Below are 26,818 nucleotides of genomic sequence, written 5' to 3' on the forward strand. Positions count from 1 at the left end.
TCCCGGACACAGCTTCACCGCTCGCAGGTACACCTCCAAACCGCTCCCTCCTCACGAGGACTCTCTTCGCCGAGACACCGATGGCCGGTCACGAAATCCCTGAACCCGCAGACCGCAAGCAGGTAGCCGACCCCGGGTCGGAACCGCTGACGGTCGGAGAGTCGCGCCCTTCCTGCGATCCCGCCTTCCGGCATGGCGTCGTGGTCGGCTTCGACGGCTCCATGTCCAGCGAGCGAGCCCTCGCGTACGCCATCGGCATGGCGCACCGGCACGGCTCCGGGCTGATCATCGTCCATGTGGCCAACCGGCTGCCGACCACGGTCTGGGCCGGCTGCGAGCCGCCCGTCTTCGTCGACGTGCCCGACCACCGCACCGAGGTCCTCGGCCTGGAGCTGGCGTGCGCCGACTATCTCGCCGAGGTGCCCTGGGTCCTGGTGGAGCGCGGCGGCGACATCTGCCACGAGCTGGAGGAGGTCGGCCGGGAGTACTCGGCCGACGCGATCGTCGTCGGCTCGACGCACGGCCTCGTGGGCCGGATCTTCGGATCCGTGGCCGGCCGTCTCGCGCGCCGGGCCCAGCGCCCGGTCATCGTCATCCCCTGAGTACGCCGGAAGGCCCCTGACGCGCCGTCAGGGGCCTTCCGTGTGTCCGCCCGTGGCCGGGCGGGCGGTCCTCGCGTCCCGGTCGGCTACTCGACGGTGACCGACTTCGCCAGGTTGCGCGGCTTGTCGATGTCACGGCCCATGGCCAGGGCCGTGTGGTAGGCGAGCAGCTGGAGCGGGATGCCCATCAGGATCGGGTCCAGCTCGTTCTCGTTCTTCGGGACGACGATCGTGTGGTCGGCCTTCTCCTGCTCGCGGTGGGCGACGGCGAGGATGCGCCCGCTGCGGGCCTTGATCTCCTCCAGCGCGGCGCGGTTCTTCTCCAGCAGGTCGTCGTCCGGGACGATCGCGACGGTGGGGAGCGCCGGCTCGATGAGCGCGAGCGGGCCGTGCTTGAGCTCCGAGGCGGGGTAGGCCTCGGCGTGGATGTACGAGATCTCCTTGAGCTTCAGGGAGGCCTCCAGCGCGACGGGGTAGCCCCGGACGCGGCCGATGAACATCATCGACTGCGCGCCCGCGTACTCCTCGGCGAGCTTCTTGATCTCGTCCTCGGCCTCCAGGATCTGGCCGATCTGCTCCGGCAGCCTGCGCAGGCCCTCGATGATCCGCTTGCCGTCGGAGACCGACAGGTCGCGGATGCGGCCCAGGTGCAGGGCGAGCAGCGCGAAGGCCACGACGGTGTTCGTGAAGCACTTGGTGGAGACGACGCAGACCTCGGGGCCGGCGTGCACGTACATGCCGCCGTCCGCCTCGCGGGCGATCGCCGAGCCGACGACGTTCACGACGCCCAGGACCCGGGCGCCCTTGCGCTTGAGCTCCTGCACGGCCGCCAGCACGTCGTAGGTCTCACCGGACTGCGAGACGGCGACGTACAGGGTGTCGGGGTCCACGACCGGGTTGCGGTAGCGGAACTCGGACGCGGGCTCCGCGTCCGCGGGGATGCGGGCCAGCTCCTCGATGAGGCCGGCGCCGATCAGACCGGCGTGGTACGAGGTGCCGCAGCCCAGGATCTTGATCCGGCGGACGCCGCGCGCCTCGCGGGCGTCCAGGTTCAGCCCGCCCAGGTGCACGGTGGAGAAGCGGTCGTCGATGCGGCCGCGCAGCACGCGGTCCACGGCGTCGGCCTGCTCGGAGATCTCCTTGTGCATGTACGTGTCGTGGCCGCCCATGTCGTACGACTCGGCCTCCCACTCCACGGTGGTCGGCGTGGCCGTCGTGGTCGAGCCCTCCGTGGTGTACGTACGGAAGTCGTCGGCCTTGAGGGTGGCCATCTCGCCGTCGTCCAGGGTGACGATCTGGCGGGTGTGCGCGACCAGGGCGGCGACGTCGGAGGCGACGAACATCTCCTTCTCGCCGATCCCGAGCACGACCGGGGAGCCGTTGCGGGCGACGACGATGCGGTCGTTGAAGTCGGCGTGCAGGACGGCGACGCCGTACGTGCCCTCGACGGACTTCAGCGCCTCGCGGACCTTCTCCTCCAGGGTGAGCGCCTGCGAGCGGGAGATCAGGTGGACCAGCACCTCGGTGTCGGTCTCGGAGAGGAAGACGACGCCGTCGGCGACGAGCTTCGCGCGGATCTCGGAGGCGTTGTCGATGATGCCGTTGTGGACGACGGCGACCTTGTTCTCGGCGTCCAGGTGCGGGTGCGCGTTCTCGTCGCTCGGGGCGCCGTGGGTGGCCCAGCGGGTGTGGGCGATGCCCGTGGTGCCCGCGAACCGCTTGGGCACACGCGCCTCCAGCTCGCGGACCCGGCCCTTGGCCTTGACCATCTTCAGGGCGCCGGGCTTGCCCGCCGGGGCCTTGCCCGTGATGACGATGCCCGCGGAGTCGTACCCCCGGTACTCCAGCCGCTGCAGCCCTTCCAGCAGCAGCGGAGCCACGTCACGCTTCCCGATGTAACCGACGATCCCGCACATAGAGTCTCTGCCCCTCCATCGACGTACAAAAGTTCCGGTGCCCGGCCCGTCCCGCTCAGCCGTAGACGATGCGGCGCAGCTGGCGGAGCGAGAGCTCCTGCGGCGCCACCGCGCGGTGCGGCAGCTCGGCCGCGATCCGCTCGAAGATCTCCGTGTTCACCAGGCCGCCCGCCTGCATCTCGCGGTGGCGGCGCCGGACGAAGGCCTCGGTCGTCTCGTCGAAGTACGCCAGCACGTCGAGGATCACCCGGGCGGCCTCGCCGCGCTGGAGCGCGGTGGAGCGTACGAGGTGGTCGATGAGGTCGTCATGCGGAGGGCGGCGTTCGAGCACTCGTCGATATTGCGTGGATCGGGGTCGCTACGCAAGAAATCTGCCCGATATCGGGCAGGAATCTCATTTAGTGGCGGCCGTATGGCGTAAATGTCCCTTACGTTCTCGTCCGGCCTCGCCCGCGAGGGGCGGGGCCGGACGCCGGGCTCAGTACTCCGCGATCGGGTTCCGCAGCCGGCCGGTCAGCTGGAGCGCGCCCGCCGGGTCCTCCAGGTCGACCATCTGCTGGTTGTCACGCAGCTGCAGCCGGTTCAGGCAGGAGAGCGCGAAGTCCTTCGTGAACATGTCGTACTGCTCGAACTTGTCCGCGAGGTACGGCACGGACTCCTGGTAGCCCCTGACGCACGCCGCGACCGTCCGCCAGAAGGTCTCCTCGTCGAGGACCCCCTCCGTGGCCAGGTCCGCCCCCAGGAAGCGCAGGAAGCAGTCGAAGACGTCGGTGAGCACCGACAGCAGCTTCATGTCCTCCGGGACGTCGGCGCGGATCCGCTCGACCTGGGGCGGCAGCACCGCGTCCGGGTCCATCACCGCGATCTCCTCGGCGATGTCCTTGAAGACCGTCCGGCGCACGACACCGTCCTCGATCACCAGGATCACGTTCTCGCCGTGCGGCATGAACACCAGGTCGTACGCGTAGAAGCTGTGCAGCACCGGCACCAGGTAGGCGTCCAGGTACCGCCGCAGCCAGTCCGCCGGGCCGAGACCCGACTCCGCGATCAGGGCGCCCGCCACCGAGCGGCCCTCGGCGTCGGTGTGCAGCAGCGAGGCCATCGTCGCGAGCCGCTCACCGCCGGCCAGGGACGGGACGGGGCTCTCCCGCCAGAGCGCGGCGAGCATCTTCAGGTACGGCGAGCCCTTCGCGGTCGCCGCCTCGTACGCCCGGTGGTGGTAGCCCACGGCGGCCCGCTCCCGGATGATCGAGAACCCCGTCCCGCGCAGCAGCTCGTCCCGCTCGACGAGACCGGCCAGCCAGTCGTTGATCGCGGGCGTCGCCTCCATGTACGCGGCGGACAGGCCCCGCATGAAGCCCATGTTCAGCACCGACAGCGCCGTCTTGACGTAGTGCTTCTCCGGGTGGGAGGCGTTGAAGAACGTACGGATCGACTGCTGGGCCAGGTAGGAGTCCTCGCCCTCGCCCAGGCAGACCAGATGCCGCCGCGCCACCTCGCCGGCGAAGGTGACGGCGAGCTTGTTCCACCACTGCCAGGGGTGGACCGGGATCAGCAGGTAGTCGTCGAGGTCGAGCCCGAGGTCCTCCATCCGCGCGGCGAACCTGGCCAGGGTCTCCTCGCCGAGCTCCCCGGCGATCAGGGTGGAGTAGTCGAGCCCGGCGCCCGCGGTGAAGGTGGCGCGATCGCGTCGGGCGGCCAGCCAGACCAGGCTGATTCCGGTCGCCGCCTCCGGGGCGTACGCGCGGTACTCGTCGACCCCGAAGCCCAGCCGCCCGTTGTTGGCGACAAAGCAGGGGTGCCCCTCGGTCATGCCCGTCTCGACGTCCTGGAAACCGGCCACGGCGAGCTCGGCGGCGGTGGTCGGTTCCTTGGTCAGTTTGTACGCGGTTCCGGCCAGCGTGGAGGAGATCTCCTCCAGGTACACGGGGAGGACCTTCGGCGACAGGCCCAGTGTGGCGCGCAGCTCGATGAAGAATTCCAGCGCGTCCAGCGGAAGGTCCGAGCCGTGCCGGTGCCGGGTGATCGACGCCGCGTCGACCTGCCAGTGGTCCAGTGCGAAGCGGCGGGCGGCGAAGCGGTACTCGACCGCCCCGTCGTCACCGCGCACGCTCCAGTGGCCGTCGTCGAGCGGGGTGGGGTCCAGGAGCCGCTCGTGGGAGAACTCGGCCAGCGCCTTGCGGATCAGCAGCCGTTCGGCGACGGCCCAGCGCTCGGGGGTCAGATGCCCGGCGGCAGCGGCGGTGGGGTGGATGGTCATCGGTGGGCTCCAGTGGTCGCGGCCTCGAACTGCTCGCGGGTGCAGGTGCTGAGCAGGGCTTGTTTCTCCGGCTTGGTGATCTCGCGGACCACCTCGAAGCCGACCGCCTCGTTCAGCGCCTGCACCGCGGTGTTGGTGACGTCGGGTTCGACGACGACCCTGCGCACCCGCGGATCGGCGAACAGCGTCTCCATGACGGCGGTGATCACGGCCCGGGTGAAGCCGTGCACCGGGGTCTCGGGAGGGGCGACCAGGAAGTGCATCCCGACGTCGCCGGGCTCCGCCTCGTACAGCCCCTTGAGCTCGACCTCGGTGGGGTCGTAGCGCTCCATCAGGAAGGCGGGCCGCCCGTCGTGCAGCCCGATGAAGGCGTCGTGGTGCGGGTGCGCGGCTATCGCCATGTACTCCCGCTCGACGTCCTCCAGCCGGGCGTCGCCCATCATCCAGAAGGCCGCCCTGGGGTGGGTGACCCAGGCGTGCACCACTTCCGCGTCGGAGCGGTGGCCTGGCCGGCCGGGGGAGGGGTCCAGGGGCCGGACGGTGAACGTCCCCGTCGTTTTCGTGCTGGTCATGCTGCGAACTCCTGGAAGGCGACGGACTTCTCGACCGGGTAGTACGCGCGGCCGAGCAGTTCGCCGATGATGTACGCGTTGCGGTAGGCGCCCATGCCCAGGTCGGGTGAGGTGACCGAATGGGTGTGCACCGCCGCGTTCTGCAGGAAGATCCCGCGCCCGGTCGTGTCGATGCTGTAGTTGCGGGCCACGTCGAAACGGCCCCGGGAGTCGTGCCGGATCCGGTCGGTGACGGGCTCCAGGAAGGCGGGCGCGGTGTACCGGTAGCCGGTGGCGAGGATCAGGCCCTCGCTGTCGAGTTCGTACTCCCTGCCCTGCTCCTCCTGGCGTAGCCCCAGGGTGTACGTCCCCGTGGACTCCTCGTAACGGGCGCTTTCCAGCGAGGAGTTGGTGAGCAGACGGGTGGGGACCGGGCCCGGCAGGTTCTTCCGGTAGAGCAGGTCGAAGATCGCGTCGACCAGCTCGCCGTCGATGCCCTTGAAGAGGCCCTTCTGGCCTGCCTCCAGCCGGTAGCGGGTGTCCTCGGGCAGGGCGTGGAAGTAGTCCACGTAGTCCGGGGAGGTCATCTCCAGCGTGAGCTTGGTGTACTCCAGGGGGAAGAAGCGCGGGGAGCGCGTCACCCAGTTCAGCCGGTAGCCGTGCGCATCGATCTCGGAGAGCAGGTCGTAGTAGATCTCCGCCGCGCTCTGCCCGCTGCCCACCAGCGTGATGGACTTCTTGGCCTGGAGCGCGGCCTTCTCCTGGAGGTAGCGCGAGTTGTGCAGGAAGTCGCCGCCCAGGCCCTCGCAGGCCGCCGGGATGTGCGGCGGGGTGCCGGTGCCCAGGACGAGGTGACGGGCACGGAAGGCGCTGCCGGCGGTGCGGACCGTGTACAGCCCGTCGGCGTCGCTGTACGTAACCGACTGCACGGTCTGGTTGAACCTGATGCTGCTCAGCTTGGCGGCCGCCCACCGGCAGTAGTCGTTGTACTCGGTGCGCAGCGGGTAGAAGTTCTCCCGGATGTAGAACGAGTACAGCCTGCCCCGGTCCTTCAGGTAGTTGAGGAAGGAGTAGGGGCTGGTCGGGTCGGCCATCGTGACGAGGTCCGACATGAACGGCGTCTGGAGGTGGGCGCCTTCGAGGAACATCCCGGAGTGCCACTCGAAGTCCGGCTTGGACTCCAGGAACACCCCGTTCAGCTCCTCGACGGGCTCGGTCAGGCAGGCGAGTCCGAGGTTGAACGGACCGAGCCCGATCCCGATGAAGTCGTACGGGGCGGTGCGGGGCTCAGGAAGCGCGGTCAAGGGACTCTCCCAGGTACTGCTCGGCGTGGCCGGCGATCAGGTCGAGGACGGCGGAGATGTCGGCCGCGGTCGTCTCGGGGTTGAGCAGGGTGAATTTCAGGTACTGGCTGCTGCCGACCTTGGTGCCCGCGACCACGGCCTCGCCGGAGGCGAAGAGGGCCTTACGGGCGTGGAGGTTGGCCCGGTCGATGTCGCCGGGCGTCCTGACGCGGGCCGGGACGTAGCGGAACACCAGGGTGGAGAGGCTGGGTTCCACGACGACGTCGAAGCGCGGGTCGGCGGCCAGCATCCGCCAGCCCTCGGCGGCCAGGTCGCACACCTCGTCGAACAGCTCGCCGACACCGTCCGCGCCCATGGTGCGCAGCGTCATCCACAGCTTGAGCGCGTCGAACCTGCGCGTGGTCTGGAGGGACTTGTCCACCTGGTTGGGGATGCGCTCCTCGACGGTCCGCTCCGGGTTGAGGTACTCCGCGTGGTACGTCGCATGGCGCAGGGTGGCCCGGTCGCGGACCAGCACGGCGGAGGAACTCACGGGCTGGAAGAAGGACTTGTGGTAGTCCACGGTGACCGAGTCGGCGTGCTCGATGCCGTCGACGAGCCCGCGCCGGGTGGGTGAGGCCAGCAGGCCGCAGCCGTAGGCGGCGTCGACGTGCATCCAGGTGGCGTACCGCTCGCAGAGCGCGGCGATCCCGGGCAGCGGGTCGATGGAGCCGAAGTCGGTGGTGCCCGCGGTGGCGACGACCGCCATCGGTACGGACCCCTCGGCCTCGCAGCGTTCGAGGGCCGCGGCCAGTGCGACGGTCTGCATGCGCTTCTCGCGGTCGACGGGGACGGACACCACGGCGTCGGGTCCCAGGCCGAGGAGTTTGGCGGACTTCTGGACGCTGAAGTGGCTGCACTCGGAGGTCAGGATCCGCAGCCGGGAGTACTCCTCGGGGCGGACCTTGGCCTCCTCGCGGGCCAGCAGCAGCGCCTGGAGGTTGGACTGTGTGCCGCCGCTGGTGAAGACGCCGTCGGCCGCCGGGCCGAGGCCGATGCGGGCGGCCGTCCAGTCGATCAGCCGGCGCTCGATCAGGGTGCCGCCCGCGCTCTGGTCCCAGGTGTCCAGGGAGGAGTTGACGGCGGAGAGCACGGCCTCGCCGACCACGGCGGGGATGACCACGGGGCAGTTGAGATGGGCGAGGTAGCGGGGGTGGTGGAAGTACACGGCGTCGCGGAGGTAGACCTCGCCGAGCTCGTCCAGGGCGGCGGCGGTGTCGCCGAGCGGCCGGTCGAGGTCGATGGCGTCGATGACGGGAGTGAGCCCGTCGACGCCGATGCCGCTGAACGGCTGCTCGGTGGAGGCGAGTCTGGCCGCGACCTGGTCGACTCCCGCGGTGACGGAGCGACGGTAGTCCTCCGCCGTCGTGCGGTTGAGCAGGTGGGAACGCATGGGGGGCCTCCCGGGTAGGGACGTCATCGCGGCCCTCCGGGCAGAGAAAAGGGGGGACGAGGGCCGCGACGGTTAAGTTAGGCAAGCCTAACCTAACAATATTCGCGGTCCTCGCCCCCCTGGGGCCCGTCACAGGAACCCCACAAGAGACGCGGGTGCGTTACGCGGCCACCCGCGTCGCCTCCTCCCTCAGCTGCTCCTCGCTCAGTCCGCGCCGCCAGTAGCCGACGAAGGTGACCCGGCGGCGGTCGAAGCGCCTCTCCTGGACGAAGTGGCGGCGCAGCGCCCGTACTCCGGACGACTCGCCCGCGATCCAGACGTACGGGTCGCCCCCGGGCAGTTCGGCTGCGCGCACGGCCTCCACGGCGGAGGGCGCGCCCTCGTCCCGTACGAGCCAGGTGAGGTGCGCGTCGGCGTCGGTGCGGAGCTCCAGCCGGTCCTGGCTGTGCGGGACCTCCAGCCAGACCCTGGCCGTGACCCCGGCGGGCAGCCACTCCAGCGCGGCCGACGCCGCGGGCAGCGCGGTCTCGTCGGCGCAGATCACCACGGACGTGGCGTCCTGCGGCGGCTGGAAGCGGATCCCGTTGTTGTTCTCACCGGTGGGGCCCAGCACGGTGAGGCGCTGCCCGGGGGCGGCCGCCTCCGCCCAGCGGCAGGCGGGCCCGCCGTCCTCGTGCAGGGCGAAGTCGATGTCGATCTCGGTCGAGCCGTCCTCGGCGTACCGCTGGGCGCGCACGGTGTACGACCGCATGACCGCCCGGACGTCGGGGGACAGGGCCCGCCAGGCGGGGAACCACTCGCCGTTCTCGTCGACCGGGACGACGGCCTCGGTCTGGCCGGGGTGCGGCAGGAAGATGGAGAGGCTCTGGTCGCGGCCCCCGGCGACGAAGCCGTCGCTCCCGGGGCCGCCGAGCGTGACTCTCCGCATGGACGGGCTCAGCCTGCTGGTCCTCAGGACCGTCAGGTCGAAGAACCGGAACGGGGCGACGGCGGGTGCGGTGGCGGTCGTCATGCGAGGGGTCCTCCCGGGAACCTGAACGGCGAGGGCTCTGCCGGGAGTCGCTCCCGGCAGGGCCCTCCGGGTCAGCTGACCTTCTTGGCCTTCTCGATGGCCTCGGCGAGGGCGTCGAGGATCGGCGCGCACTTGTCGTAGGAGTAGATGGGCTCGGTCGTCCGCGGAACGACCTGGCCGGCCTTGACCGCGGGCAGCTGGGCCCAGGTCGGCTTGGAGGTCAGGGCGTCGGGCTGCAGGGCCGAGGAGCGGTTGTCCATCATGATGATGTCGGCGTCGTACTTGTCGACGTTCTCCCAGCTCAGCTCCTCGAAGAAGCCGGCCGCGTTGACCTTCGGCTCGACGAACTGCACGCCGAGCTCCTGGAAGTACAGGGTGTCCGCGGACGTCTTGGCGAGCGAGACGTAGAACAGGTCCTGGCTGGCCGAGCCGATCATGACCTTGATGTTCGGCTGGGACTTCGCGGCGGCGCGCAGCCGGGCCGCGGCCTTCTCGAACGCGGCCTTGGCGTCGGTGACCTTCTTGGCCTTGACGTCGGCGCCCAGGGAGGCGGCGAGGTCCTCGTGGCGCTGGATCGCCTTCGGCATCGTGGTCTGCGCGGCCCACAGGGCGACGCTCGGGGCCAGCTTGAGGATCTTGTCCTTGGACTGGTCCGGCACGTACCAGAGGGCGTCCTTCTCCCACATGGCGGTGACGAGGAGCTCCGGCGCGAGGCCGGCGTACTTCTCGACGTTGAACTCGCCCCAGACGTTGCCGAGCACCTCGACCTTGTCGATGTCGATGTCACCGGCCTGGACGTCGGCCTTGCCGTCGGCGGCCTTCGTCGGGCCGAAGACGCCCTTGACCTCGACGCCGTAGTCGTGGAGCGCGGCGGCGACACCGATGAACGCGACGATGTTCTTCGGTACGGACTCGGCCTTCGCCGTCTGTCCGCGGTCGTCCTTGAAGGACCAGGGGCCGGATTTCTCCGCGCCCGAACCCGAGGTCGAGCTCTTCTCGTCACCGTCACCGCAGGCGGCGAGGACGGCACCGAGACCGACGGCACCGCCGACGGCCAGCAGGCCGCGACGGGAGAGTGGGCTGGTCCGGAGGTTGGACATGAGTGGGTCTGCTTTCGTACGCGCCTCAGGGCGCCCGCTGACGATTCGAGGGAAGGCTAGCCTAACCTCACATATCGTGGACAGGGAGGGCAAGGGGGAGCGGCCGTTCCGTTACCGGCCCGTACGAAAAGCCGCCTCCCCCTTTGACCAGGGGAAGGCGGCTGTCGCTCGGCCGGAGGCGCGGGTCCGGTGTGTGCCCTCAGGCGTCCATGCCCAGCTCGCGGGCGATCAGCATCCGCTGGACCTCGCTCGTGCCCTCGCCGATCTCCAGGATCTTGGAGTCGCGCCACATGCGGGCCACCGGGTACTCGTTCATGAAGCCGTAGCCGCCGTGGATCTGGGTCGCGTCGCGGGCGTTGTCCACCGCCACCGTCGAGGAGTACAGCTTCGCGATGGCCGCCTCCTTCTTGAACGGTTCGCCCGCCACCAGTCGCGAGGCGGCGTCCCGCCAGCCGACGCGGGCCATGTGCGCCCGGGTCTCCATGTCCGCGATCTTGAACTGGATGGCCTGGTTGGCGCCGATCGGCTTCCCGAAGGCGTGCCGCTCCTTCGCGTACTTCAGCGACTCGTCCACACAGCCCTGCGCCAGGCCCGTCGACAGGGCCGAGATGGCGATCCGGCCCTCGTCCAGGATCCGCAGGAACTGCGCGTACCCGCGGCCCTCCTCGCCCAGCAGGTTCGCCGCCGGGACGCGGACGTCGGAGAAGGACAGCTCGCGGGTGTCCGAGGCGTTCCACCCGACCTTGGAGTACGGGGCGGCCACCGTGAAGCCGGGGGTGCCGGACGGGACGATGATCGCGGAGATGCGCGGGGCGCCGTTCTCCTTGCGGCCCGTGACGGCCGTGACCGTGACCAGCTCCGTGATGTCCGTACCGGAGTTGGTGATGAAGCACTTGGAGCCGTTGATCACCCACTCGCCGGTGGCCTCGTCCAGCACGGCCGTCGTCCGGGTGCCGCCCGCGTCCGAGCCGCCGTCCGGCTCCGTCAGCCCGAACGCGCCGAGCGCCTCGCCCGCGCAGAGCCTCGGCAGCCACCGCTGCTTCTGCTCCTCGGTCCCGAAGCGGTACACCGGCATGGCGCCCAGCGAGACCCCGGCCTCCAGGGTGATCGCCACGGACGAGTCGACCCGGGCCAGCTCCTCCAGGGCGATCCCGAGGGCGAGGTAGTCGCCGCCCATGCCGCCGTACTCCTCGGGGAAGGGCAGGCCGAACAGGCCCATCCGCCCCATCTCCCGCACGATCTCGTACGGGAACTCGTGGCGTTCGTAGAAGTCGCCGATCTTCGGGGCGATCACATCGTGTGCGAACTCCTCGACGGTGCGGCGCAGTTCCTCGTGCTCGGCGGTCAGCCGGTGGTCAAGGGACATCGGTGCTTCACTCCTTGTGGGACAGCGCGCGGACGGTACGGGACGGGCTCGGGCGGCCCAGTTGTTCGGCCATCCACACGCTGGTGGCGGTGAGTGCGCCGAGGTCGACCCCGGTTTCCACGCCGAGGCCGTCGAGCATCCACACGAGGTCCTCGGTGGCGAGATTTCCGGTGGCGCTCTTCGCGTACGGGCAGCCGCCGAGACCGCCCGCCGAGGCGTCCACCGTCGTCACCCCGTGCTGGAGCGCGGCCAGGGTGTTGGAGAGCGCCTGGCCGTACGTGTCGTGGAAGTGCACCCCGATCGTGCCGGTGGGCACCCCCGCCCCGTTCAGCGCGGAGAGCAGCGCCGTCACATGGCCCGGGGTGGCCACGCCGATCGTGTCGCCGAGGGACAGCTCGTCGCAGCCGAGGTCCTCCAGCGCCTTCGCGACCCGGACGACCTGCGCCACGGGCACCGCGCCCTCCCACGGGTCGCCGAAGCACATCGACAGATAGCCGCGCACATGGACGCCCGCCGCCTTCGCCCGGGCCACCACCGGCTCGAACATGGCGAGCGACTCGTCCACCGTGCGGTTGAGGTTGCGGGCGGCGAACGTCTCGGTCGCCGAACCGAACACGGCGATCCGGCGGGCGCCGAGCGCGAGCGCCCGGTCCAGGCCGCGCTCGTTCGGCACGAGGACGGGCAGGGCGATCTCCGCCCCGAGTCCGTCCAGCAGGGGGAACAGCTGCTCGGCGTCGGCCAGTTGGGGCACCCACTTCGGGTGCACGAAGCTGGTCGCCTCGATCGTGGTCAGCCCGGCCGCCGCGAGCCTGCGGACGAACTCCGCCTTCACCTCGGTCGGTACGACGGACTTCTCGTTCTGCAGCCCGTCGCGTGCGCCGACCTCATGGATACGGACCCGGGCGGGCAGCCCGGGGGCCGGCACCGTCATGGGCAGTCCGGCAGCGGTCACGACTCCTCCTTCGGGGCCACCACGGCCAGGATCTGGTCCATGGCGACCGTGGCACCGGCGGTGACGTCCAGCTCGGTGACGGTCCCGGCGTGCGGGGCGGAGATGACGTGCTCCATCTTCATCGCCTCGACGACCAGCAGGCTCTGCCCGGCCGCGACCTCGTCGCCGACCGCCACCTTCACCACCGTGACGGTCCCGGGCATGGGCGCGGCGAGGGTGTCCGCGCCCGAGCGGGCGGCGCCGCTGAGGGACGCCTCCACCGGGTCGTGGTCCTGGACGTGCCAGGCGTCGCCGTCGCGGCCGAGCCAGACCCCGTCGGCCGAGACGGCCCGGCTGAACGTGTGTGTCAGGCCGTCGAGTTCGACGACGACGCGCCGCCCGTCCGCCTCGACCAGCCGCGACCTCTCCGCGCCCGGCAGCGACGGCACCGGACCGCACGCGTCCGCCGTCTCCTCCCGGTCCCCGGCGTGGCCGAAGGTCAGCGCGGCCGTGCCCCCCGCGCCCGTACGCAGACCCACGCGCACCGGGTCGTGGCCGGGGACGCGGAAGTGGTGGAAGGTTTCCGCGGGGGTGCCGCCGAGGCGCCAGCCGCTGGGCACCGAGAACGGGTCGACCCAGCCGGACGTGGGCGCGGGGGACGGCTGCCGCAGCAGCGCCGCCGCCGCGTACACCTCCTCCGGCACCCCGTCCGGCACCAGGCCGTCCGCCTCCCGCTCGACGAGCCCGGTGTCCAGGTCGCCCGCGGCCACCGCCGGATGGGCCAGCAGTCGCCGCAGGAAGCCGGCGTTCGTCGGCACGCCCAGCACCACCGTCCCGGCCAGCGCCGCCCGCAGCCGGCGCAGCGCCGTCGCCCGGTCGGGCCCGTACGCGATGACCTTCGACAGCATCGGGTCGTACGTGCTGCCGACCGGCACGCCCTCGCTGAGCCCCGAGTCGGTGCGCACACCGCCGCCCTGCGGCTCGTGCAGCGCGAGGACCGTGCCGCCGGACGGCAGGAAGCCGCGCGCCGGGTCCTCCGCGCAGACCCGGGCCTCCACGGCATGCCCGGTGAGGGTGATGTCGGCCTGGCCGTACGGGAGTTGTTCGCCGGAGGCGACCCGCAGCTGCCACTCCACCAGGTCGAGCCCGGTGATCAGCTCGGTGACCGGGTGTTCCACCTGGAGGCGGGTGTTCATCTCCATGAAGTAGTACGAGGACGGGTCGCTGCCCGGGACGATGAACTCGACCGTGCCCGCGCCGACGTATCCGCAGGACCGCGCCGCCTGCACGGCCGCCTCGCCCATCGCCGCCCGGGTCGCCTCGTCGAGCAGGACCGAGGGCGCCTCCTCGATGATCTTCTGGTGGCGGCGCTGGAGCGAGCACTCGCGCTCGCCGAGGTGCACCACGTTGCCGTGGGCGTCGGCCAGCACCTGGATCTCGATGTGGCGCGGCCGGTCGATCCACCGCTCCACCAGGAGCGTGTCGTCGCCGAAGGAGGCGCGCGCCTCACGCCGGGCCGCCGCGATCTCGTCGGCGAGCAGCGCCTCCTCGCGCACCAGCCGCATGCCCTTGCCGCCGCCGCCCGCCGAGGGCTTCAGCAGCACCGGCATCCCGATCTCCCGCGCCGCCTCGCCCAGTTGGGCGTCGGTGAGCCCGCTCCCCGAGGAACCGGGCACCACCGGCACCCCGGCGGCCGCCACGGTCTCCTTGGCGCGGATCTTGTCGCCCATCAGCGAGATCGCCGGGGCGGGCGGGCCGATGAAGACCAGTCCCGCCTCCGCGCACGCCTGGGCGAAGCCGGCGTTCTCCGCGAGGAAGCCGTAGCCCGGGTGGACCGCCTCCGCGCCCGTACGGCGGGCGGCGTCCAGCAGCCGCTCCACCGACAGATAGCTCTCGGCGGCGGGCGCCGGCCCGATCCGGACCGCCGTATCCGCCTCCCGTACGTGCCGGGCGTCCGCGTCGGCGTCGCTGAAGACGGCGACCGACCGCACGCCGAGCTCGCGCAGCGTCCGGATGACCCGGACCGCGATCTCGCCACGGTTGGCGACCAGAACAGTGCTGAACATGGAAGTCCTCACATCACATCCGGAAGACGCCGAACTGGGGTTCGCCCAGCGGGGCGTTGGCACACGCGGTCAGGGCGAGCCCCAGCACCTGCCGGGTCTCCATGGGGTCGATCACACCGTCGTCCCAGAGCCGGGCGGTGGCGTAGTAGGCGTTGCCCTGCTGCTCGTACTGCGCGCGGACCGGATCCTTGAAGGCCTCCTCGTCCTCGGCGGGCCACTGTTCGCCGCGCCCCTCGATCTGGTCGCGCTTGACGGTGGCCAGCACGGAGGCGGCCTGCTCGCCGCCCATGACCGAGATCTTGGCGTTGGGCCACATCCACAGGAAGCGCGGCCCGTACGCCCGGCCGCACATGGAGTAGTTCCCCGCGCCGTACGACCCGCCGACGACGACCGTCAGCTTCGGGACCCTGGTGCAGGCCACGGCCGTGACCATCTTGGCGCCGTGCTTGGCGATGCCCCCGGCCTCGTAGTCCCGGCCGACCATGAAGCCGGAGATGTTCTGGAGGAACACCAGCGGGATGCCGCGCTGGTCGCACAGCTCGATGAAGTGGGCGCCCTTCTGGGCGGACTCCGAGAACAGGATCCCGTTGTTGGCGACGATGCCGACGGGGTGGCCGTGGATCCGGGCGAAGCCGGTGATCAGCGTCTGGCCGTACTCCGCCTTGAACTCCTGGAAGCGCGAGCCGTCGGCCACGCGGGCGATGACCTCCCGCACGTCGTAGGGCGTACGCGAGTCGACGGGGACCGCGCCGTAGAGCCCGGCGGGGTCCGCCTTCGGCTCCTCGGCGGGCTCCACGGTCCAGGGGAGCGGGCCGCGCTCCGGGAGCGTCGCGACGATGTTCCGTACGATCCGCAGCGCGTGCGCGTCGTCCTCGGCGAGGTGGTCGGTGACCCCGGACGTACGGGAGTGGACCTCGCCGCCGCCCAGCTCCTCCGCCGTCACGACCTCGCCCGTGGCCGCCTTCACCAGCGGGGGGCCGCCCAGGAAGATCGTGCCCTGGTTCCTGACGATGACGGCCTCGTCGCTCATCGCCGGGACGTACGCCCCGCCCGCCGTGCAGGAACCCAGCACCGCCGCGATCTGCGGGATGCCGGCGCCGGACATCCGGGCCTGGTTGTAGAAGATCCGCCCGAAGTGGTCCCGGTCGGGGAAGACCTCGTCCTGCATCGGGAGGAACGCGCCGCCCGAGTCCACCAGGTACAGACACGGCAGCCGGTTCTCCAGGGCCACCTCCTGGGCGCGGAGGTGCTTCTTCACCGTCATCGGGTAGTACGTGCCGCCCTTGACGGTGGCGTCGTTGGCGACGATCACGCACTCCCGGCCGCTGACCCGGCCGATCCCGGCGATCACCCCGGCGGCCGGTGCCGCGCCCCCGTACAGCCCCTCGGCGGCGAGCGGGGCCAGCTCCAGGAAGGGGGAGCCCGGGTCGAGCAGCGTGTCCACCCGCTCCCGGGGCAGCAGCTTGCCGCGCGCCACATGCCGGGCGCGGGCCTTCTCACCCCCGCCGAGCCGTGCCGTGGCGAGCCGCGTGCGCAGCTCCTCGGCGAGCGCGTGATGCGCCGCCTCGTTGGCCTGCCAGGCCTCCGAGGCGGGATCGGCCGCGCTCACCAGGACCGGTGCCTGCTGCATCCTGTCGAGCCCCCTTGCCCGTACCGCAGTAGTCGATCAGAGTTAATGAGCGTTAACGCGTTGCGCTCAGGTTAACGAGCGCTAACCCGCCTGTCTAGAATGAATCCCCATGAGCACTCATGCCGCCGCCCGCGTCGCGGCTCCCACCCGCCGCGAGCAGATCCTCCGGGAGGCCGCCCGCCTCTTCGCCGAGCGCGGCTTCCACGGTGTCGGGGTCGACGAGATAGGGGCGGCGGTCGGGATCAGCGGCCCCGGCCTCTACCGTCACTTCCCCGGCAAGGACGCGATGCTCGCCGAGCTGCTCGTCGGCATCAGCGAGCGTCTGCTGGCCGGCGGGAAGCTGCGGGTCACCGAGGGCGGCGCCTCCCGGGGCGGCTCCCCGGACGCGCTCCTGGACGCCCTCATCGAGGGCCACATCGACTTCGCCCTGGACGACCGGCCCCTGATCACTCTCCACGACCGCGAGCTGGACCGCCTCCGGGACACCGACCGCAAGCGCGTGCGCCAGCTCCAGCGGCAGTACGTCGAGGTCTGGGTGGAGGCCGTCCGCGCCCTCTACCCGTCCCTCCCGGAGAACGAGGCCCGGGTCACCGTCCACGCGGTGTTCGGCCTGCTGAACTCCACCCCCCACCTGACCCGCCCGGAGGCGCTCCCGGACCGGGCGGCCACCGCCGCCCTGCTGCACCGGCTGGCGCGGGGGGCCTTCGCGGCGGCGGCCTCGTAACGGGCGGTACACCTGGGCGGGCCGCCTCTCGCCGTCCGCCGTGCAAGACACCAGGCACACAGCGCGTCGCCGACGGCACAATGGGTGCATGCCGATACCCAGCCGCGCCGCCCTCGTCGAGCACCTCGTCCGCACCCGTATCGCGGGTGACGTCGCCACCCCACGCGACAACAACCTCTCCCACTACCGCCAGCTCGCCAACGGCAACCGCCACTTCTGGCTGGGGCTGGAGCTCGGCGACCGCTGGGTGGACGAGCAGGACGTGCTGGCCGTGATGGCCGAGAGATGCGGGGTCAACGACGACCCGGAGCACCGGCAGGGCCAGGACACCATCGACCCGGAGCTGACGGTCGACGCCCTCGACCGGATGGCCGCACGGCTGCGCAAGGCGGCGGCCGACGGGGAGCGGGTGCTGCTCGCCACCGGGCACCCCGGCGGGCTGCTCGACGTGCACCGGCGGACGGCGGACGCCCTGCGGACCGCCGGATGCGAGATCGTCAGGATCCCCGGCGGACTGATGGCCGACGAGGGCATGGTCTTCCAGTTCGCCGACGTCGCCGTGCTGGAGCGCGGCGCGACCCTCTGGCACACCCACTCACCGGTCCCCATGGCCGCCATCCTGGACGGCCTGGAGCGCGAGGGCCGGCCGCAGCCCGACCTCGTCGTGGCCGACCACGGCTGGGCCGGATGCGCGGGGCAGCGCGGGATCGACTCGATCGGTTACGCGGACTGCAACGACCCCGCGCTGTTCCTGGGCGAGGCGGAGGGAACCCTCCAGGTCACCGTGCCGCTGGACGACCATGTCGCCGACCCCCGCTACTACGACCCGATGACCGACTACCTGCTGGACGCGGCGGGGCTGCTCCCCTCCGCCGACCGGGCGTAACGCGCCGCCCGCTCCGGCGGGTGGGCCACGCCCGGCCGGGGGCTCAGGGGCGCAGGCGTACGGGCAGTGACCGGTGGCCGTTGCTGATCAGCGAGGCCACCGGGCCCATGTCCCCCGCCCCGGGGACGATCTCGGCGTCGGGGAAGCGGTCGAAGAAGGCGCTCAGCACGATCTCCGCCTCCATCCGGGCCAGCGCCGCGCCCAGGCAGAAGTGGATCCCGTGCCCGAAGGCGAGGTGCTCCTTGGTGATCCGGGTGACGTCGAAGACGTCCGGATCGTCGTGCCAGCCCGGGTGGCGGTTGGCCGCGGCGTAGGAGGCCAGGATCGCCTCGCCCTTGGCGATGACCCGCCCGTCCGGCAGCGGGACGTCGGTGACGGCGTACCGCAGGGGCAGGTGCTTGACCGGGGGCGAGTGGCGCAGCGTCTCCTCCACGACGTCCGTCCACGACGCACGGCCCGCACGGACGTGGGCGAGCTGGGCGGGGTCGGTCAGCAGGAGCGTGACGGCCTGGTCGATCAGGTTGACCGTCGTCTCGTAGCCGGCGTTGATCATCAGGAGCAGGGTGTCGCGCAGCTCCTCCTCGGTCAGCCCCTCCCCGTCGGCGCCCGCCTCGCCCAGGGAGATCAGCACGGACGCCACGTCGTCGCCCGGATCGGCCCGCTTGGCGGCGATGAGGGCGTCGAGCATCCCGTACAGCTGCGTCGTGTTGGCGGCGGCCTCCTCGGGGGTCAGCGTCGTGGAGAACACGTCGTTGACGACCGCGCGGAACTCGTTGGCCCGCTCGTCGGGGACGCCCAGGAGGCGCCCGATGACCGTGATGGGCAGCGGGTACGCCAGCCGGTCGCGCAGGTCCGCCACCGCACCCCGGGGCGTGGCGCTCTCCAGGCCGTCGAGCAGCTGCTCCACGATGCCCTCGACGGTCGGCCTCAGCGCGGCGATGCGCCGGGCGCTGAACGCCGGGGCGACGATGCGGCGCAGCCGGCGGTGCTCGCCTCCGTAGGCGGTGAACATGTTCGTGGCGGCGACCCACAGGGCCAGCGGCCAGGAGCGGACCGCCTCCTCGAAGCCGGGCCAGTGCCGCCGGCCGTCCTTGGAGACGTCCGGGCTGGTCAGAAGCTCCTTCAGGAGGGCGGGGTCGGAGACCGACCAGGCCTCCACACCGAGGATGTCGATACGGGTCGCGGGGCCCTGGGCACGTAACAGCTCGTGCTCGGCGTCCGCGTCGTGGGCGGCGGGATCGAGGACGAGGGGGGCGGGAGGCTGGGACAAGGCCGGTACTCCTCGGTGAGGGAAAAGATCGGCAGGGTCCTACCCCTCCGGGAGAGCGCGGACCCCACCTCCCGCCGCACTCCCGCGATCCGGTGCGCGACGGCGCGAGCGGGTGCGCCCGCACCCCGTCTCAGCCGCCGGCGCGCGCCGCGAGCCGCTGCGCGCGCCCCGGGGTCGGGTCCAGGTACACCCGCTGGATCGACGGATAGCGCTCCCGGAGCTGCTGCTCCGCCTCCTCGCACGCCCACTCGATCTGGGCGGCCGTCGCCGCGTCCCGGAAGTCGATCTTCGCGGCGACCAGCAGCTCCGAGGGGCCCTGGATGAGGGTGGTCAGCTCCATGACCTCGACGATGTGCGGCACGGACAGCAGCTCCTCGCGCACCCCGGCCCGCATGTCGGCGGGGAGCGGACGGCCGATCAGCAGCTGGGCGTTGGACCGGCACAGCACCCACGCCACGTACACCAGCAGGACGCCGATGAGGATCGAGGCGATGCCGTCCCAGAGCCCGGAGCCCGTGAGCTGCCCGCCGAGGAGGCCGCCCGCCGCCAGCAGCAGCCCGGCCAGGGCGGCGGAGTCCTCCATCACCACGGCCTTGACCGCCGTGTCGGGGGTGCGGCGCAGATAGCGCGGCGCGGGCATCCGCAGCCGCGCGGCCTCACCGCGCACCTGCCGGACGCCGGTGCGCAGCGAGAAGCCCTCCAGCAGGAAGGCGACCGCGAGCACGAGGTACGAGATGAGCGGATCGCCCAGCTCCTCGCCCCGCAGCAGGGTGTGGATGCCGTCGTACAGGGAGAACACCGCGCCGCCGACGAACGTCGCGACGGCGGCGAGCATCGCCCAGATGTACCGCTCGGGGCCGTAGCCCAGCGGATGGTCCTCGTCGGCGGGCTTCTCGCTGCGCTTGAGCGCGGTGAGCAGCATGATTTCGGTGACCGTGTCGGCGACCGAGTGCGCGGCCTCCGACAGCATCGCGCTCGACCCGCTGATCAGTCCCGCCACCAGCTTCGCCAGCGCGATACCGAGGTTGGCGGCCGCCGCGACGACGACGGTGAGCGTGGACCCGCCGCCGCCCTGCCCGGCACTGCTGGTGTCACTCGTGGCGTCACTCATGACGGGCAGTATGTCCCGAAGGTTCGGCTTCAGTCCCTCGGGACGCGGACCAGGCCCTCCTGGATGACCGTGATGGCCAGCTTCCCGTCCGCCGTCCAGATCCTGGCCTGGCCGAGACCCCGGCCGCCGGACGCGGAGGGCGACTCCTGGTCGTACAGCAGCCACTCGTCGGCCCGGAAGGGGCGGTGGAACCACATCGCGTGGTCCAGGCTGGCGCCCACCACGTCACCGACCGCCCAGCCGCCCCGCCCGTGGGCCAGCAGCACCGAGTCCAGCAGGGTCATGTCCGAGACGTACGTCGCCATGCAGACGTGCAGCAGCGGGTCGTCGGCCAGCTTGCCGCGCGTCCTGAACCAGACCTGGGAGCGCGGCTCGCGCGGCTCGCCGGCCGTGGCGAACGGCGGGGCGTCGACATACCGCAGGTCGACCGCTGCCCGGGCCTCCAGCAGCCGGTCCACCATGCGCGGGTCCGTGAAGCGGTCCGCGTACCGGGGCAGCATCTCCGCGGCCGTCGGCAGGGTCTCCGGGTCGGGGGACCGCGGCATGACCGCCTGGTGGTCCATGCCGTCCTCGTGCACCTGGAACGACGCCGAGAGGTGGAAGATCGGCTTGCCGTGCTGGACCGCGACGACCCGGCGGGTGGTGAAGGACCGCCCGTCGCGGATCCGGTCCACGCTGTAGACGATCGGCGCGCCCGGGTCCCCGGGGCGCAGGAAGTACGCGTGCAGGGAGTGGGCACCCCGGTCCTCGGGGACCGTACGCCCGGCGGCGACCAGGGCCTGGGCCGCGACCTGGCCGCCGAAGACGCGGGGCACGACCGCGGAACGGCTCGTGCCCCGGAAGATGTCCTGCTCGATCCGCTCCAGGTCGAGCAGATCGAGCAGGGAGTCAAGTGCTGCGCTCATGGGAGGGAAACGTAGCCGCTCTCAGAGCCCCATGGACTTGGCGATGATCGACTTCATGACCTCGCTGGTGCCGCCGTAGATGCGGTTGACCCGGTTGTCCGTGTAGAGGCGGGCGATCGGGTACTCGTTCATGAAGCCGTAGCCGCCGTGCAGCTGGAGGCAGCGGTCGATCACGCGGTGCGCGACCTCGGTGCAGAACAGCTTCGCCGAGGCGGCCTCGGCGGGGGTGAGCTCGCCGGCGTCCAGCGCCTCGATGGCCCGGTCGCAGACGGCCTCGGCCGCGTCGACCTCGGCCTTGCAGGCGGCCAGCTCGAACTTGGTGTTCTGGAAGGACGCGACGGTCTTGCCGAAGACGGTGCGGTCCTGCGTGTACTGCTGGGCGAACCGCACGGCGGCGGCGGCCTGCGCGTACGCGCCGACGGCGATGCCCAGGCGCTCCTGCGGGAGGTTCTGGCCGAGGTACGAGAAGCCCTTGTTCTCCTCGCCCAGCAGGTCCTCGACGGGCACCTTGACGTCCACGAAGGCCAGTTCGGCGGTGTCGGAGACCTTCAGGCCCAGCTTGTCGAGCTTGCGGCCGACCGAGTAGCCCTCGGACTTGGTGTCGACCACGAGGAGCGAGATGCCGTGGCGGCGGTCGTCGGCCTTGGGGGAGTCCGTACGGGCGCAGACGATGACCTTGTCGGCGTGCACACCACCGGTGATGAAGGTCTTGGCGCCGTTGAGGACGTAGTGCGTGCCGTCCTCGGAGAGCTTGGCGGTGGTCTTCATGCCGGCCAGGTCCGAACCGGTGCCCGGCTCGGTCATGGCTATCGCGTACATCGACTTGCCGGAGACGAAGTCCGGCAGCCAGCGCTTCTTCTGCTCCTCGGTGGCGTACGCCTTGAGGTACGGCAGGCAGAGCAGGACGTGCACGCCGGAGCCGCCGAAGGAGATGCCCGCGCGGGCGGTCTCCTCGTACAGGATCGCTTCGAACTTGAAGGACTCGACGCCGGCGCCGCCGTACTCCTCGGGCACCTCGATGCCGAAGATGCCCAGCTCGGCGAGCTTGTAGTAGAAGTCGCGCGGCGCCTGGCCCGCGGCGAACCACTCGTCGTAGACGGGGACGACCTCGGACTCGATGAAGGCGCGGATGGTCTCCCGGAACGCCTCGTGGTCCTCGTTGTAAACCGTACGGCGCACGGGATGCCTCCTGGTGTCAGCTTCAGCGTCGGTCGCAGTGGCTAAGCGCTTGCTCAGTCCTGGTCAAAAGTTACCCGGCGGTCACGGTGGCTGTCCAGGGTGATGCTGCGCACGCCCGGCACCGCGCGGGAGGCGCGGCGTGACGGCACGTGTCGCGGCCCGGACCCGGTCGCGGAGCGTGGCCGCGGCGAGCGCTGCGTCACTCCGATGGCGGTAGGTGACGGGCAGGCGCACAGTGAAACGAGGAGCCGACGAGGGACGAGTCGCCTCGTCGCAACGAACCCTCTGTGAGGCTAGTCATGGCTGATGTCGAATCCCTGGGCGGGAGCTCAACGACAGGCAGGAACGGGGAGCGGTCCGGACGCGGCAGGACCACCATCGCCGACGGTGTGGTGGCCACGATCGCCGGAATCGCCATCCGCGAGACCGAGGGCGTGTACTCGGTGGGACGCGGCGCCTCCAAGGCGCTGGGCGCCGTCGCGGGCCGGGTGCCCGGATCCTCCTCCGGCGGGGGCCGTGGAGTGAAGGTGGAGGTGGGCGAGAAGCAGACCGCGGTCGACGTCGACATCGAGGTGGAGTACGGCATACCGATCCATGAGCTCGCGGACCGGGTCAGGAGCAATGTGACGGACGCGGTCGAGACGATGACCGGTCTGGAGGTCGTCGAGATCAACATCAACGTCTTCGACGTCCATGTCCCGGACGACGACGAGGACGACGACGAGGACAGCGGCCGTTCGTCCGCGCGCGTGCAGTGAGCGCGGGCGGCCGCCGCGCCGCCCGGCCTTCGTCACGGTCCTCCGCCGCCCTTCGTCGCGGCCGTCCGGCGCGTCACTGTCAGTGGCGTGGTGCACCATCGGTGACGACGGAGCACCGAGCGGACGGGGGACGGTATGGCGATCGGGAATCGGCGGATGGCGGAGTACGGGTTCCTGCGGGGGTTGTACCGGGACGCGTACTTCCCCGACCGCGTCGTCGACCGGGGCCGCGAGGTCCTGGTCCGGCTCTGTGAACGCATCGAGGAGGAGCAGCCGGCCGGCCTGGCCGCGCTGTATGTGCTGACCCATGCGGCGACCGAGGAATTCAACGCCCTGGAAGGTGAGCTCGAGGCGGCGGGGTGCGAGATCGAGACCGTCGCCCGCGAGGAGATAGTCGAGGACTTCTGGGCCGTCGCGATGGCGTACGGCTTCGCGGAGGCGGACATCGAGGAGCTCATCGCACCCCGGGAGTGGTGAGAGGGGCACGGCGGGTGCGGGTTACCGGTGCCGGGTCCGGCACGGGCGGACCCCGGCGCGGCGGGTCTCAGCGCCAGTGCGCGGCCCCGCTGCCCGTCGGGACGGTCGATTCCGTCTTCGCCCTGATCTCCCGCATCACCGCCACGATCCGCTCCTCGTGCTCCGGTGTCAGCCGGGCCACCGGCACCGAGCAACTGACCGCGTCCTGCGCCGGATCGTCGTACCGCAGGGCGAACCCGAAGCCGACGATCCCGGTCACGCCCTCCTCCCGGTCCACCGCGTAACCGCGCTCCCGGACCTCGGCGAGGTCGGCGAGCAGGGCGTCCCGGTGCGTGTGGGTGCGGGGCGTCAGCGCCTCGTACGGCCCCTCGGGCAGCTCCTCGTCGGGCCGTTCGGCCAGCAGCGCCTTGCCCAGCGCCCCCACGTGCGCCGGGAGGCGCCGCCCGACCCGGCTGATCGTCCGCAGGTACTCGTGGGACTCCCGTGTCGCCAGATACGCCACGTCCCGGCCGTCCAGCCGGCCCATGTGGATCGTCTCGCCCAGTGCCTCGGACGCCTCGTCGAGGAACGGCCGCACCACGCGCAGCCGGGGGTCGGAGTCCAGATAGCTGGTCCCGGTGAGCAGGGCGTGGATGCCGATGCCGTACAGCGAGCCGGTCAGATCCGTGCGGACCCAGCCGCGCGAGATCAGGGTCTGGAGCAGCGCGTACATCGAACTGCGCGGCACGCCCAGCTCCTCCGCCAGCTCCTGGAGCCGTGCCGGGCGGTCGCCGCGTGCGGCCAGCACCTCCAGCAGCTCGACCGTGCGCGCAGCGGACTTCACCTCGCGGACGCCGCCCGCCTCCGTTGTGTCTGGCATGCGCCGATCGTAATCGGGCCCCGCTCCCGGGAACGGCGCCGCCTGGAGAACGGTGGTGCGCACCCATTGACGCCCCGAGGTCCACCTCCCTAACCTCCATCCTCATACATGGATAACGTCTACATAGGGAGATGACGTGAGTCTCGACACCGGCACGGAGGCCGCCGCGGACGTGGCGCGACGGCTGCGGAGCGGGATGGCGGACGGTGTGCTGTCCTTCCCGCTGACCAGCTTCCACCCGGACGGATCCTTCGACCCGGAGGGCTTCCGCGGCTATGTGGCGGAGCGCCTCGCCGCCGCCCCCGGCGCCGTCTTCCCGGCCTGCGGCACCGGTGAGTTCTTCTCCCTGGACGAGGACGAGTACCGGCAGGTCGTCTCCATCACCGTCGAGGAGGCCGCCGGCCGCCTCCCGGTCGTGGCGGGCACCGGTTACGGCTGGGCGCAGGCCGCCCGGTTCGCCCGTATCGCCGAGGAGGCGGGGGCCGACGCCCTTCTCGTCCTGCCGCACTACCTCACCGCGGCCCCGCAGGACGGGCTGGTCGCCCAGCTCCAGCACATCGCCGGCCGCACCCGGCTCCCGCTCATCGCCTACCAGCGCGGCCAGGTCGCCTACACCGCCGACTCGCTCCGCCGCATCGCCCGCATCCCCGGCGTCATCGGCGTCAAGGACGGCCACAGCGACCTCGACCGCCTCCAGCGCCTCACCCTCGCCGCCCCCGACGGCTTCCTGTTCTTCAACGGCGCCGCCACCGCGGAGATCCAGGCCAGGGCCTACGCCACCGTCGGCGTCCCGGCCTACTCCTCCGCCGTCCACGCCTTCGCCCCCGAGATCGCCGACGCCTTCTTCACCGCCCTGCGCGGCGGGGACGCCGGCACGGTCGACACGCTGCTGCGCGACTTCTACGTGCCCCTCGTCGAACTCCGTGACCGCGTCCCCGGATACGCCGTCTCGCTGGTCAAGGCCGCGGCCCGGCTGCGCGGACTCCCCGTGGGCCCGGTGCGCGCCCCGCTCACCGACCCCTCGGCCGCCGATCTGGCCGATCTCACGACCCTGCTCAGCACCGGACTCGACCTCGTAGGAGCCTCCCTGTGACCCGCGACCTCACCATCACGGACGTGACCCTGACCCCGATCCTGGTCGCGGACCCGCCGCTCCTGAACACCGCGGGCATCCACCAGCCCTACACCCCGCGCCTGATCGTGGAGGTGGTCACCGCCGACGGGACCACCGGCCTCGGCGAGACCTACGGCGACACCAAGTACCTGGAGCTGGCCCGGCCCCTCGCCGAGCGGCTCGTCGGCCGCCAGGTCAGCGACCTCAACGGCCTGTTCGGCGCGGCCGACGAGGTCGCCGTCGACGCCTCCCGTGTCACCGGCCAGGTCGACGTGGGCGGGCTGCGCGGCGTCCAGACCGCCGACAAGCTGCGCCTCTCCGTGGTCTCCGCCTTCGAGGTCGCCTGCCTCGACGCCCTCGGCAAGGCGCTCGGCCTGCCCGTGCACGCGCTGCTCGGCGGCAAGGTGCGCGACGCCGTCGAGTACAGCGCCTACCTCTTCTACAAGCGGTCCGGGGGCGACGACGACCCGTGGGGCGCCGCCCTCGACCCCGCCGGGATCGTCGAGCAGGCCCGCACCTTCACCGAGCGCTACGGCTTCACCTCCTTCAAGCTCAAGGGCGGCGTCTTCCCCCCGGACGAGGAGATCGCCGCGGTCAAGGCGCTCGCCACCGCCTTCCCCGGCCACCCGCTGCGGCTCGACCCCAACGGCGCGTGGTCCGTGGAGACCTCCCTCCGGGTGGCCGAGGAGCTCCGGGACGTCCTGGAGTACCTGGAGGACCCGGCGACCGGTGTCCCCGCCATGGCCGAGGTCGCCGCGAAGTCCGGCGTACCGCTCGCCACCAACATGTGCGTGACGACGTTCGACGAGATCGAGGACGCCTTCACCCAGGGCGCCGTGCAGGTCGTCCTCTCCGACCACCACTACTGGGGCGGCCTCCGCAACACCCAGCAACTGGCCGCCATCTGCCGTGCGTTCGGTGTCGGGGTGTCGATGCACTCCAACACCCACCTCGGCATCAGCCTCGCCGCCATGACCCAGGTGGCCGCGACCGTCCCCAACCTCCACCACGCCTGCGACTCCCACTACCCCTGGCAGTCGGAGGACGTCCTCACCGAGCGGCTCACCTTCGACGGCGGCAGGGTCGCCGTCTCCGACGCCCCCGGCCTCGGGGTCGAACTCGACCGCGACCGGCTCGCACACCTCCACCAGCGGTGGCTCGACGACGACGGCACGTACAAGGACCGCGACGACGCGGCCGCGATGCGCGTCACCGACCCGCGGTGGACGACCCCGTCCGTGCCGCGCTGGTAACCGTCCCCCCTCGCTCCCACCGCGTCCGTCGGTGGGCAGCCGCCGCCGCGCGAGCGTCGGCGGTCCGGCCGCACAAAGGAGTGCCGCTCGTGCCCGCAGCTCCCCCCACCCC

24 protein-coding genes are annotated in these 26,818 nt (G+C 71.5%); 7 read left to right on the plus strand and 17 right to left on the minus strand.

All coding sequences use genetic code 11. The features are described 5' to 3' along the window. The first annotated feature begins 80 nt into the window (after positions 1 to 80). On the plus strand, positions 81 to 602 hold the full coding sequence (locus ACZ607_RS00100) for a universal stress protein (protein ID WP_469730160.1): 522 nt from the start codon (positions 81 to 83) through the stop codon (positions 600 to 602). Between the two features lie 86 nt (positions 603 to 688). Here the strand turns inward: ACZ607_RS00100 and glmS are convergent, their stop codons facing one another. The 12 genes from glmS to ACZ607_RS00160 form a co-directional block, all read right to left on the minus strand. Continuing rightward, the gene (glmS, locus tag ACZ607_RS00105) at positions 689 to 2,518 is read right to left on the minus strand and encodes a glutamine--fructose-6-phosphate transaminase (isomerizing) (RefSeq protein WP_469730162.1); all 1,830 of its coding nucleotides are present in this window, start codon (positions 2,516 to 2,518) and stop codon (positions 689 to 691) included. 55 nt (positions 2,519 to 2,573) lie between these two features. Continuing rightward, entirely contained in the window at positions 2,574 to 2,849 is a 276-nt protein-coding gene (locus ACZ607_RS00110) for a hypothetical protein (RefSeq protein ID WP_469730164.1), read from the minus strand. A 147-nt stretch (positions 2,850 to 2,996) separates the two neighbouring features. Continuing rightward, the gene (locus ACZ607_RS00115; RefSeq protein ID WP_469730166.1) at positions 2,997 to 4,778 is read right to left on the minus strand and encodes an IucA/IucC family protein; all 1,782 of its coding nucleotides are present in this window, start codon (positions 4,776 to 4,778) and stop codon (positions 2,997 to 2,999) included. Beyond that, complete coding sequence (locus tag ACZ607_RS00120; protein WP_469730167.1) at positions 4,775 to 5,350, minus strand: GNAT family N-acetyltransferase; 576 nt, start codon at positions 5,348 to 5,350, stop codon at positions 4,775 to 4,777. Before ACZ607_RS00120 ends, ACZ607_RS00115 begins: the two co-directional genes overlap by 4 nt. Continuing rightward, entirely contained in the window at positions 5,347 to 6,633 is a 1,287-nt protein-coding gene (locus ACZ607_RS00125; RefSeq protein WP_469730169.1) for a lysine N(6)-hydroxylase/L-ornithine N(5)-oxygenase family protein, read from the minus strand. The genes ACZ607_RS00120 and ACZ607_RS00125 overlap by 4 nt, the downstream gene beginning before the upstream one ends. Next, positions 6,617 to 8,065: a pyridoxal phosphate-dependent decarboxylase family protein gene (locus ACZ607_RS00130; protein WP_469730170.1), complete on the minus strand. Its 1,449-nt coding sequence runs from the start codon at positions 8,063 to 8,065 to the stop codon at positions 6,617 to 6,619. Before ACZ607_RS00130 ends, ACZ607_RS00125 begins: the two co-directional genes overlap by 17 nt. A gap of 160 nt (positions 8,066 to 8,225) precedes the next feature. After that, positions 8,226 to 9,077 carry a siderophore-interacting protein gene (locus ACZ607_RS00135; protein WP_469730172.1) on the minus strand — a complete coding sequence of 284 codons (852 nt, stop codon included), beginning with the start codon at positions 9,075 to 9,077 and terminating at the stop codon, positions 8,226 to 8,228. A 71-nt stretch (positions 9,078 to 9,148) separates the two neighbouring features. After that, positions 9,149 to 10,177 (minus strand): ABC transporter substrate-binding protein, encoded by a 1,029-nt coding sequence (locus tag ACZ607_RS00140; protein ID WP_469730173.1) that lies wholly within the window; start codon positions 10,175 to 10,177, stop codon positions 9,149 to 9,151. A gap of 199 nt (positions 10,178 to 10,376) precedes the next feature. Then, positions 10,377 to 11,543, minus strand: coding sequence for an acyl-CoA dehydrogenase family protein (locus tag ACZ607_RS00145; protein WP_469730175.1), 1,167 nt, complete (start codon positions 11,541 to 11,543; stop codon positions 10,377 to 10,379). Between the two features lie 7 nt (positions 11,544 to 11,550). Beyond that, the gene (locus ACZ607_RS00150) at positions 11,551 to 12,495 is read right to left on the minus strand and encodes a hydroxymethylglutaryl-CoA lyase (protein ID WP_469730177.1); all 945 of its coding nucleotides are present in this window, start codon (positions 12,493 to 12,495) and stop codon (positions 11,551 to 11,553) included. Beyond that, positions 12,492 to 14,540 carry an acetyl/propionyl/methylcrotonyl-CoA carboxylase subunit alpha gene (locus ACZ607_RS00155; protein ID WP_469730179.1) on the minus strand — a complete coding sequence of 683 codons (2,049 nt, stop codon included), beginning with the start codon at positions 14,538 to 14,540 and terminating at the stop codon, positions 12,492 to 12,494. Before ACZ607_RS00155 ends, ACZ607_RS00150 begins: the two co-directional genes overlap by 4 nt. A gap of 13 nt (positions 14,541 to 14,553) precedes the next feature. Beyond that, the gene (locus tag ACZ607_RS00160) at positions 14,554 to 16,170 is read right to left on the minus strand and encodes a carboxyl transferase domain-containing protein (RefSeq protein ID WP_469730181.1); all 1,617 of its coding nucleotides are present in this window, start codon (positions 16,168 to 16,170) and stop codon (positions 14,554 to 14,556) included. A gap of 109 nt (positions 16,171 to 16,279) precedes the next feature. Between ACZ607_RS00160 and ACZ607_RS00165 the strand changes: the two genes are divergently transcribed. Together ACZ607_RS00165 and ACZ607_RS00170 are read left to right on the plus strand one after the other, a co-directional pair. After that, the gene (locus ACZ607_RS00165; protein WP_469730183.1) at positions 16,280 to 16,894 is read left to right on the plus strand and encodes an SACE_7040 family transcriptional regulator; all 615 of its coding nucleotides are present in this window, start codon (positions 16,280 to 16,282) and stop codon (positions 16,892 to 16,894) included. An 88-nt stretch (positions 16,895 to 16,982) separates the two neighbouring features. After that, on the plus strand, positions 16,983 to 17,780 hold the full coding sequence (locus ACZ607_RS00170; protein ID WP_469730185.1) for a phosphatase: 798 nt from the start codon (positions 16,983 to 16,985) through the stop codon (positions 17,778 to 17,780). 43 nt (positions 17,781 to 17,823) lie between these two features. On the opposite strand, the gene ACZ607_RS00175 is transcribed toward ACZ607_RS00170, so the two are convergent. The 4 genes from ACZ607_RS00175 to ACZ607_RS00190 form a co-directional block, all read right to left on the minus strand. Beyond that, positions 17,824 to 19,050: a cytochrome P450 family protein gene (locus tag ACZ607_RS00175; protein ID WP_469730186.1), complete on the minus strand. Its 1,227-nt coding sequence runs from the start codon at positions 19,048 to 19,050 to the stop codon at positions 17,824 to 17,826. A 130-nt stretch (positions 19,051 to 19,180) separates the two neighbouring features. Further along, on the minus strand, positions 19,181 to 20,161 hold the full coding sequence (locus ACZ607_RS00180; protein ID WP_469730188.1) for a cation diffusion facilitator family transporter: 981 nt from the start codon (positions 20,159 to 20,161) through the stop codon (positions 19,181 to 19,183). A gap of 29 nt (positions 20,162 to 20,190) precedes the next feature. Beyond that, positions 20,191 to 21,066, minus strand: a complete 876-nt coding sequence (gene tesB / locus ACZ607_RS00185; RefSeq protein WP_469730190.1) for an acyl-CoA thioesterase II — start codon at positions 21,064 to 21,066, stop codon at positions 20,191 to 20,193. A gap of 21 nt (positions 21,067 to 21,087) precedes the next feature. Then, the gene (locus ACZ607_RS00190; RefSeq protein WP_469730192.1) at positions 21,088 to 22,245 is read right to left on the minus strand and encodes an acyl-CoA dehydrogenase family protein; all 1,158 of its coding nucleotides are present in this window, start codon (positions 22,243 to 22,245) and stop codon (positions 21,088 to 21,090) included. 299 nt (positions 22,246 to 22,544) lie between these two features. Here ACZ607_RS00190 and ACZ607_RS00195 point away from each other — a divergent pair, with 299 nt between their 5' ends. Next, entirely contained in the window at positions 22,545 to 23,003 is a 459-nt protein-coding gene (locus ACZ607_RS00195; RefSeq protein WP_469730194.1) for an Asp23/Gls24 family envelope stress response protein, read from the plus strand. A gap of 135 nt (positions 23,004 to 23,138) precedes the next feature. Beyond that, positions 23,139 to 23,480: a DUF5713 family protein gene (locus ACZ607_RS00200; protein ID WP_469730196.1), complete on the plus strand. Its 342-nt coding sequence runs from the start codon at positions 23,139 to 23,141 to the stop codon at positions 23,478 to 23,480. 67 nt (positions 23,481 to 23,547) lie between these two features. On the opposite strand, the gene ACZ607_RS00205 is transcribed toward ACZ607_RS00200, so the two are convergent. Continuing rightward, entirely contained in the window at positions 23,548 to 24,339 is a 792-nt protein-coding gene (locus ACZ607_RS00205; protein ID WP_469730199.1) for an IclR family transcriptional regulator, read from the minus strand. A 196-nt stretch (positions 24,340 to 24,535) separates the two neighbouring features. Between ACZ607_RS00205 and ACZ607_RS00210 the strand changes: the two genes are divergently transcribed. Both ACZ607_RS00210 and ACZ607_RS00215 read left to right on the plus strand, forming a co-directional pair. Beyond that, on the plus strand, positions 24,536 to 25,432 hold the full coding sequence (locus ACZ607_RS00210; RefSeq protein ID WP_469731799.1) for a 5-dehydro-4-deoxyglucarate dehydratase: 897 nt from the start codon (positions 24,536 to 24,538) through the stop codon (positions 25,430 to 25,432). After that, positions 25,429 to 26,706 (plus strand): glucarate dehydratase family protein, encoded by a 1,278-nt coding sequence (locus tag ACZ607_RS00215; protein WP_469730201.1) that lies wholly within the window; start codon positions 25,429 to 25,431, stop codon positions 26,704 to 26,706. Before ACZ607_RS00210 ends, ACZ607_RS00215 begins: the two co-directional genes overlap by 4 nt. The last annotated feature ends 112 nt before the right edge of the window (positions 26,707 to 26,818 follow it).

This window comes from Streptomyces sp. NPDC104381, assembly GCF_055583745.1.

Coding starts and splice junctions, on each gene's coding strand:
- ACZ607_RS00100 (WP_469730160.1), top strand. CDS start 81: ATGGCCGGTCACGAAATCCCTGAACCCGCAGACCGCAAGCAGGTAGCC.
- glmS (WP_469730162.1), bottom strand. CDS start 2,518: ATGTGCGGGATCGTCGGTTACATCGGGAAGCGTGACGTGGCTCCGCTG.
- ACZ607_RS00115 (WP_469730166.1), bottom strand. CDS start 4,778: ATGACCATCCACCCCACCGCCGCTGCCGCCGGGCATCTGACCCCCGAG.
- ACZ607_RS00120 (WP_469730167.1), bottom strand. CDS start 5,350: ATGACCAGCACGAAAACGACGGGGACGTTCACCGTCCGGCCCCTGGAC.
- ACZ607_RS00130 (WP_469730170.1), bottom strand. CDS start 8,065: ATGCGTTCCCACCTGCTCAACCGCACGACGGCGGAGGACTACCGTCGC.
- ACZ607_RS00135 (WP_469730172.1), bottom strand. CDS start 9,077: ATGACGACCGCCACCGCACCCGCCGTCGCCCCGTTCCGGTTCTTCGAC.
- ACZ607_RS00140 (WP_469730173.1), bottom strand. CDS start 10,177: ATGTCCAACCTCCGGACCAGCCCACTCTCCCGTCGCGGCCTGCTGGCC.
- ACZ607_RS00145 (WP_469730175.1), bottom strand. CDS start 11,543: ATGTCCCTTGACCACCGGCTGACCGCCGAGCACGAGGAACTGCGCCGC.
- ACZ607_RS00155 (WP_469730179.1), bottom strand. CDS start 14,540: ATGTTCAGCACTGTTCTGGTCGCCAACCGTGGCGAGATCGCGGTCCGG.
- ACZ607_RS00160 (WP_469730181.1), bottom strand. CDS start 16,170: ATGCAGCAGGCACCGGTCCTGGTGAGCGCGGCCGATCCCGCCTCGGAG.
- ACZ607_RS00165 (WP_469730183.1), top strand. CDS start 16,280: ATGAGCACTCATGCCGCCGCCCGCGTCGCGGCTCCCACCCGCCGCGAG.
- ACZ607_RS00170 (WP_469730185.1), top strand. CDS start 16,983: ATGCCGATACCCAGCCGCGCCGCCCTCGTCGAGCACCTCGTCCGCACC.
- ACZ607_RS00180 (WP_469730188.1), bottom strand. CDS start 20,161: ATGAGTGACGCCACGAGTGACACCAGCAGTGCCGGGCAGGGCGGCGGC.
- tesB (WP_469730190.1), bottom strand. CDS start 21,066: ATGAGCGCAGCACTTGACTCCCTGCTCGATCTGCTCGACCTGGAGCGG.
- ACZ607_RS00195 (WP_469730194.1), top strand. CDS start 22,545: ATGGCTGATGTCGAATCCCTGGGCGGGAGCTCAACGACAGGCAGGAAC.
- ACZ607_RS00200 (WP_469730196.1), top strand. CDS start 23,139: ATGGCGATCGGGAATCGGCGGATGGCGGAGTACGGGTTCCTGCGGGGG.
- ACZ607_RS00205 (WP_469730199.1), bottom strand. CDS start 24,339: ATGCCAGACACAACGGAGGCGGGCGGCGTCCGCGAGGTGAAGTCCGCT.
- ACZ607_RS00210 (WP_469731799.1), top strand. CDS start 24,536: ATGGCGGACGGTGTGCTGTCCTTCCCGCTGACCAGCTTCCACCCGGAC.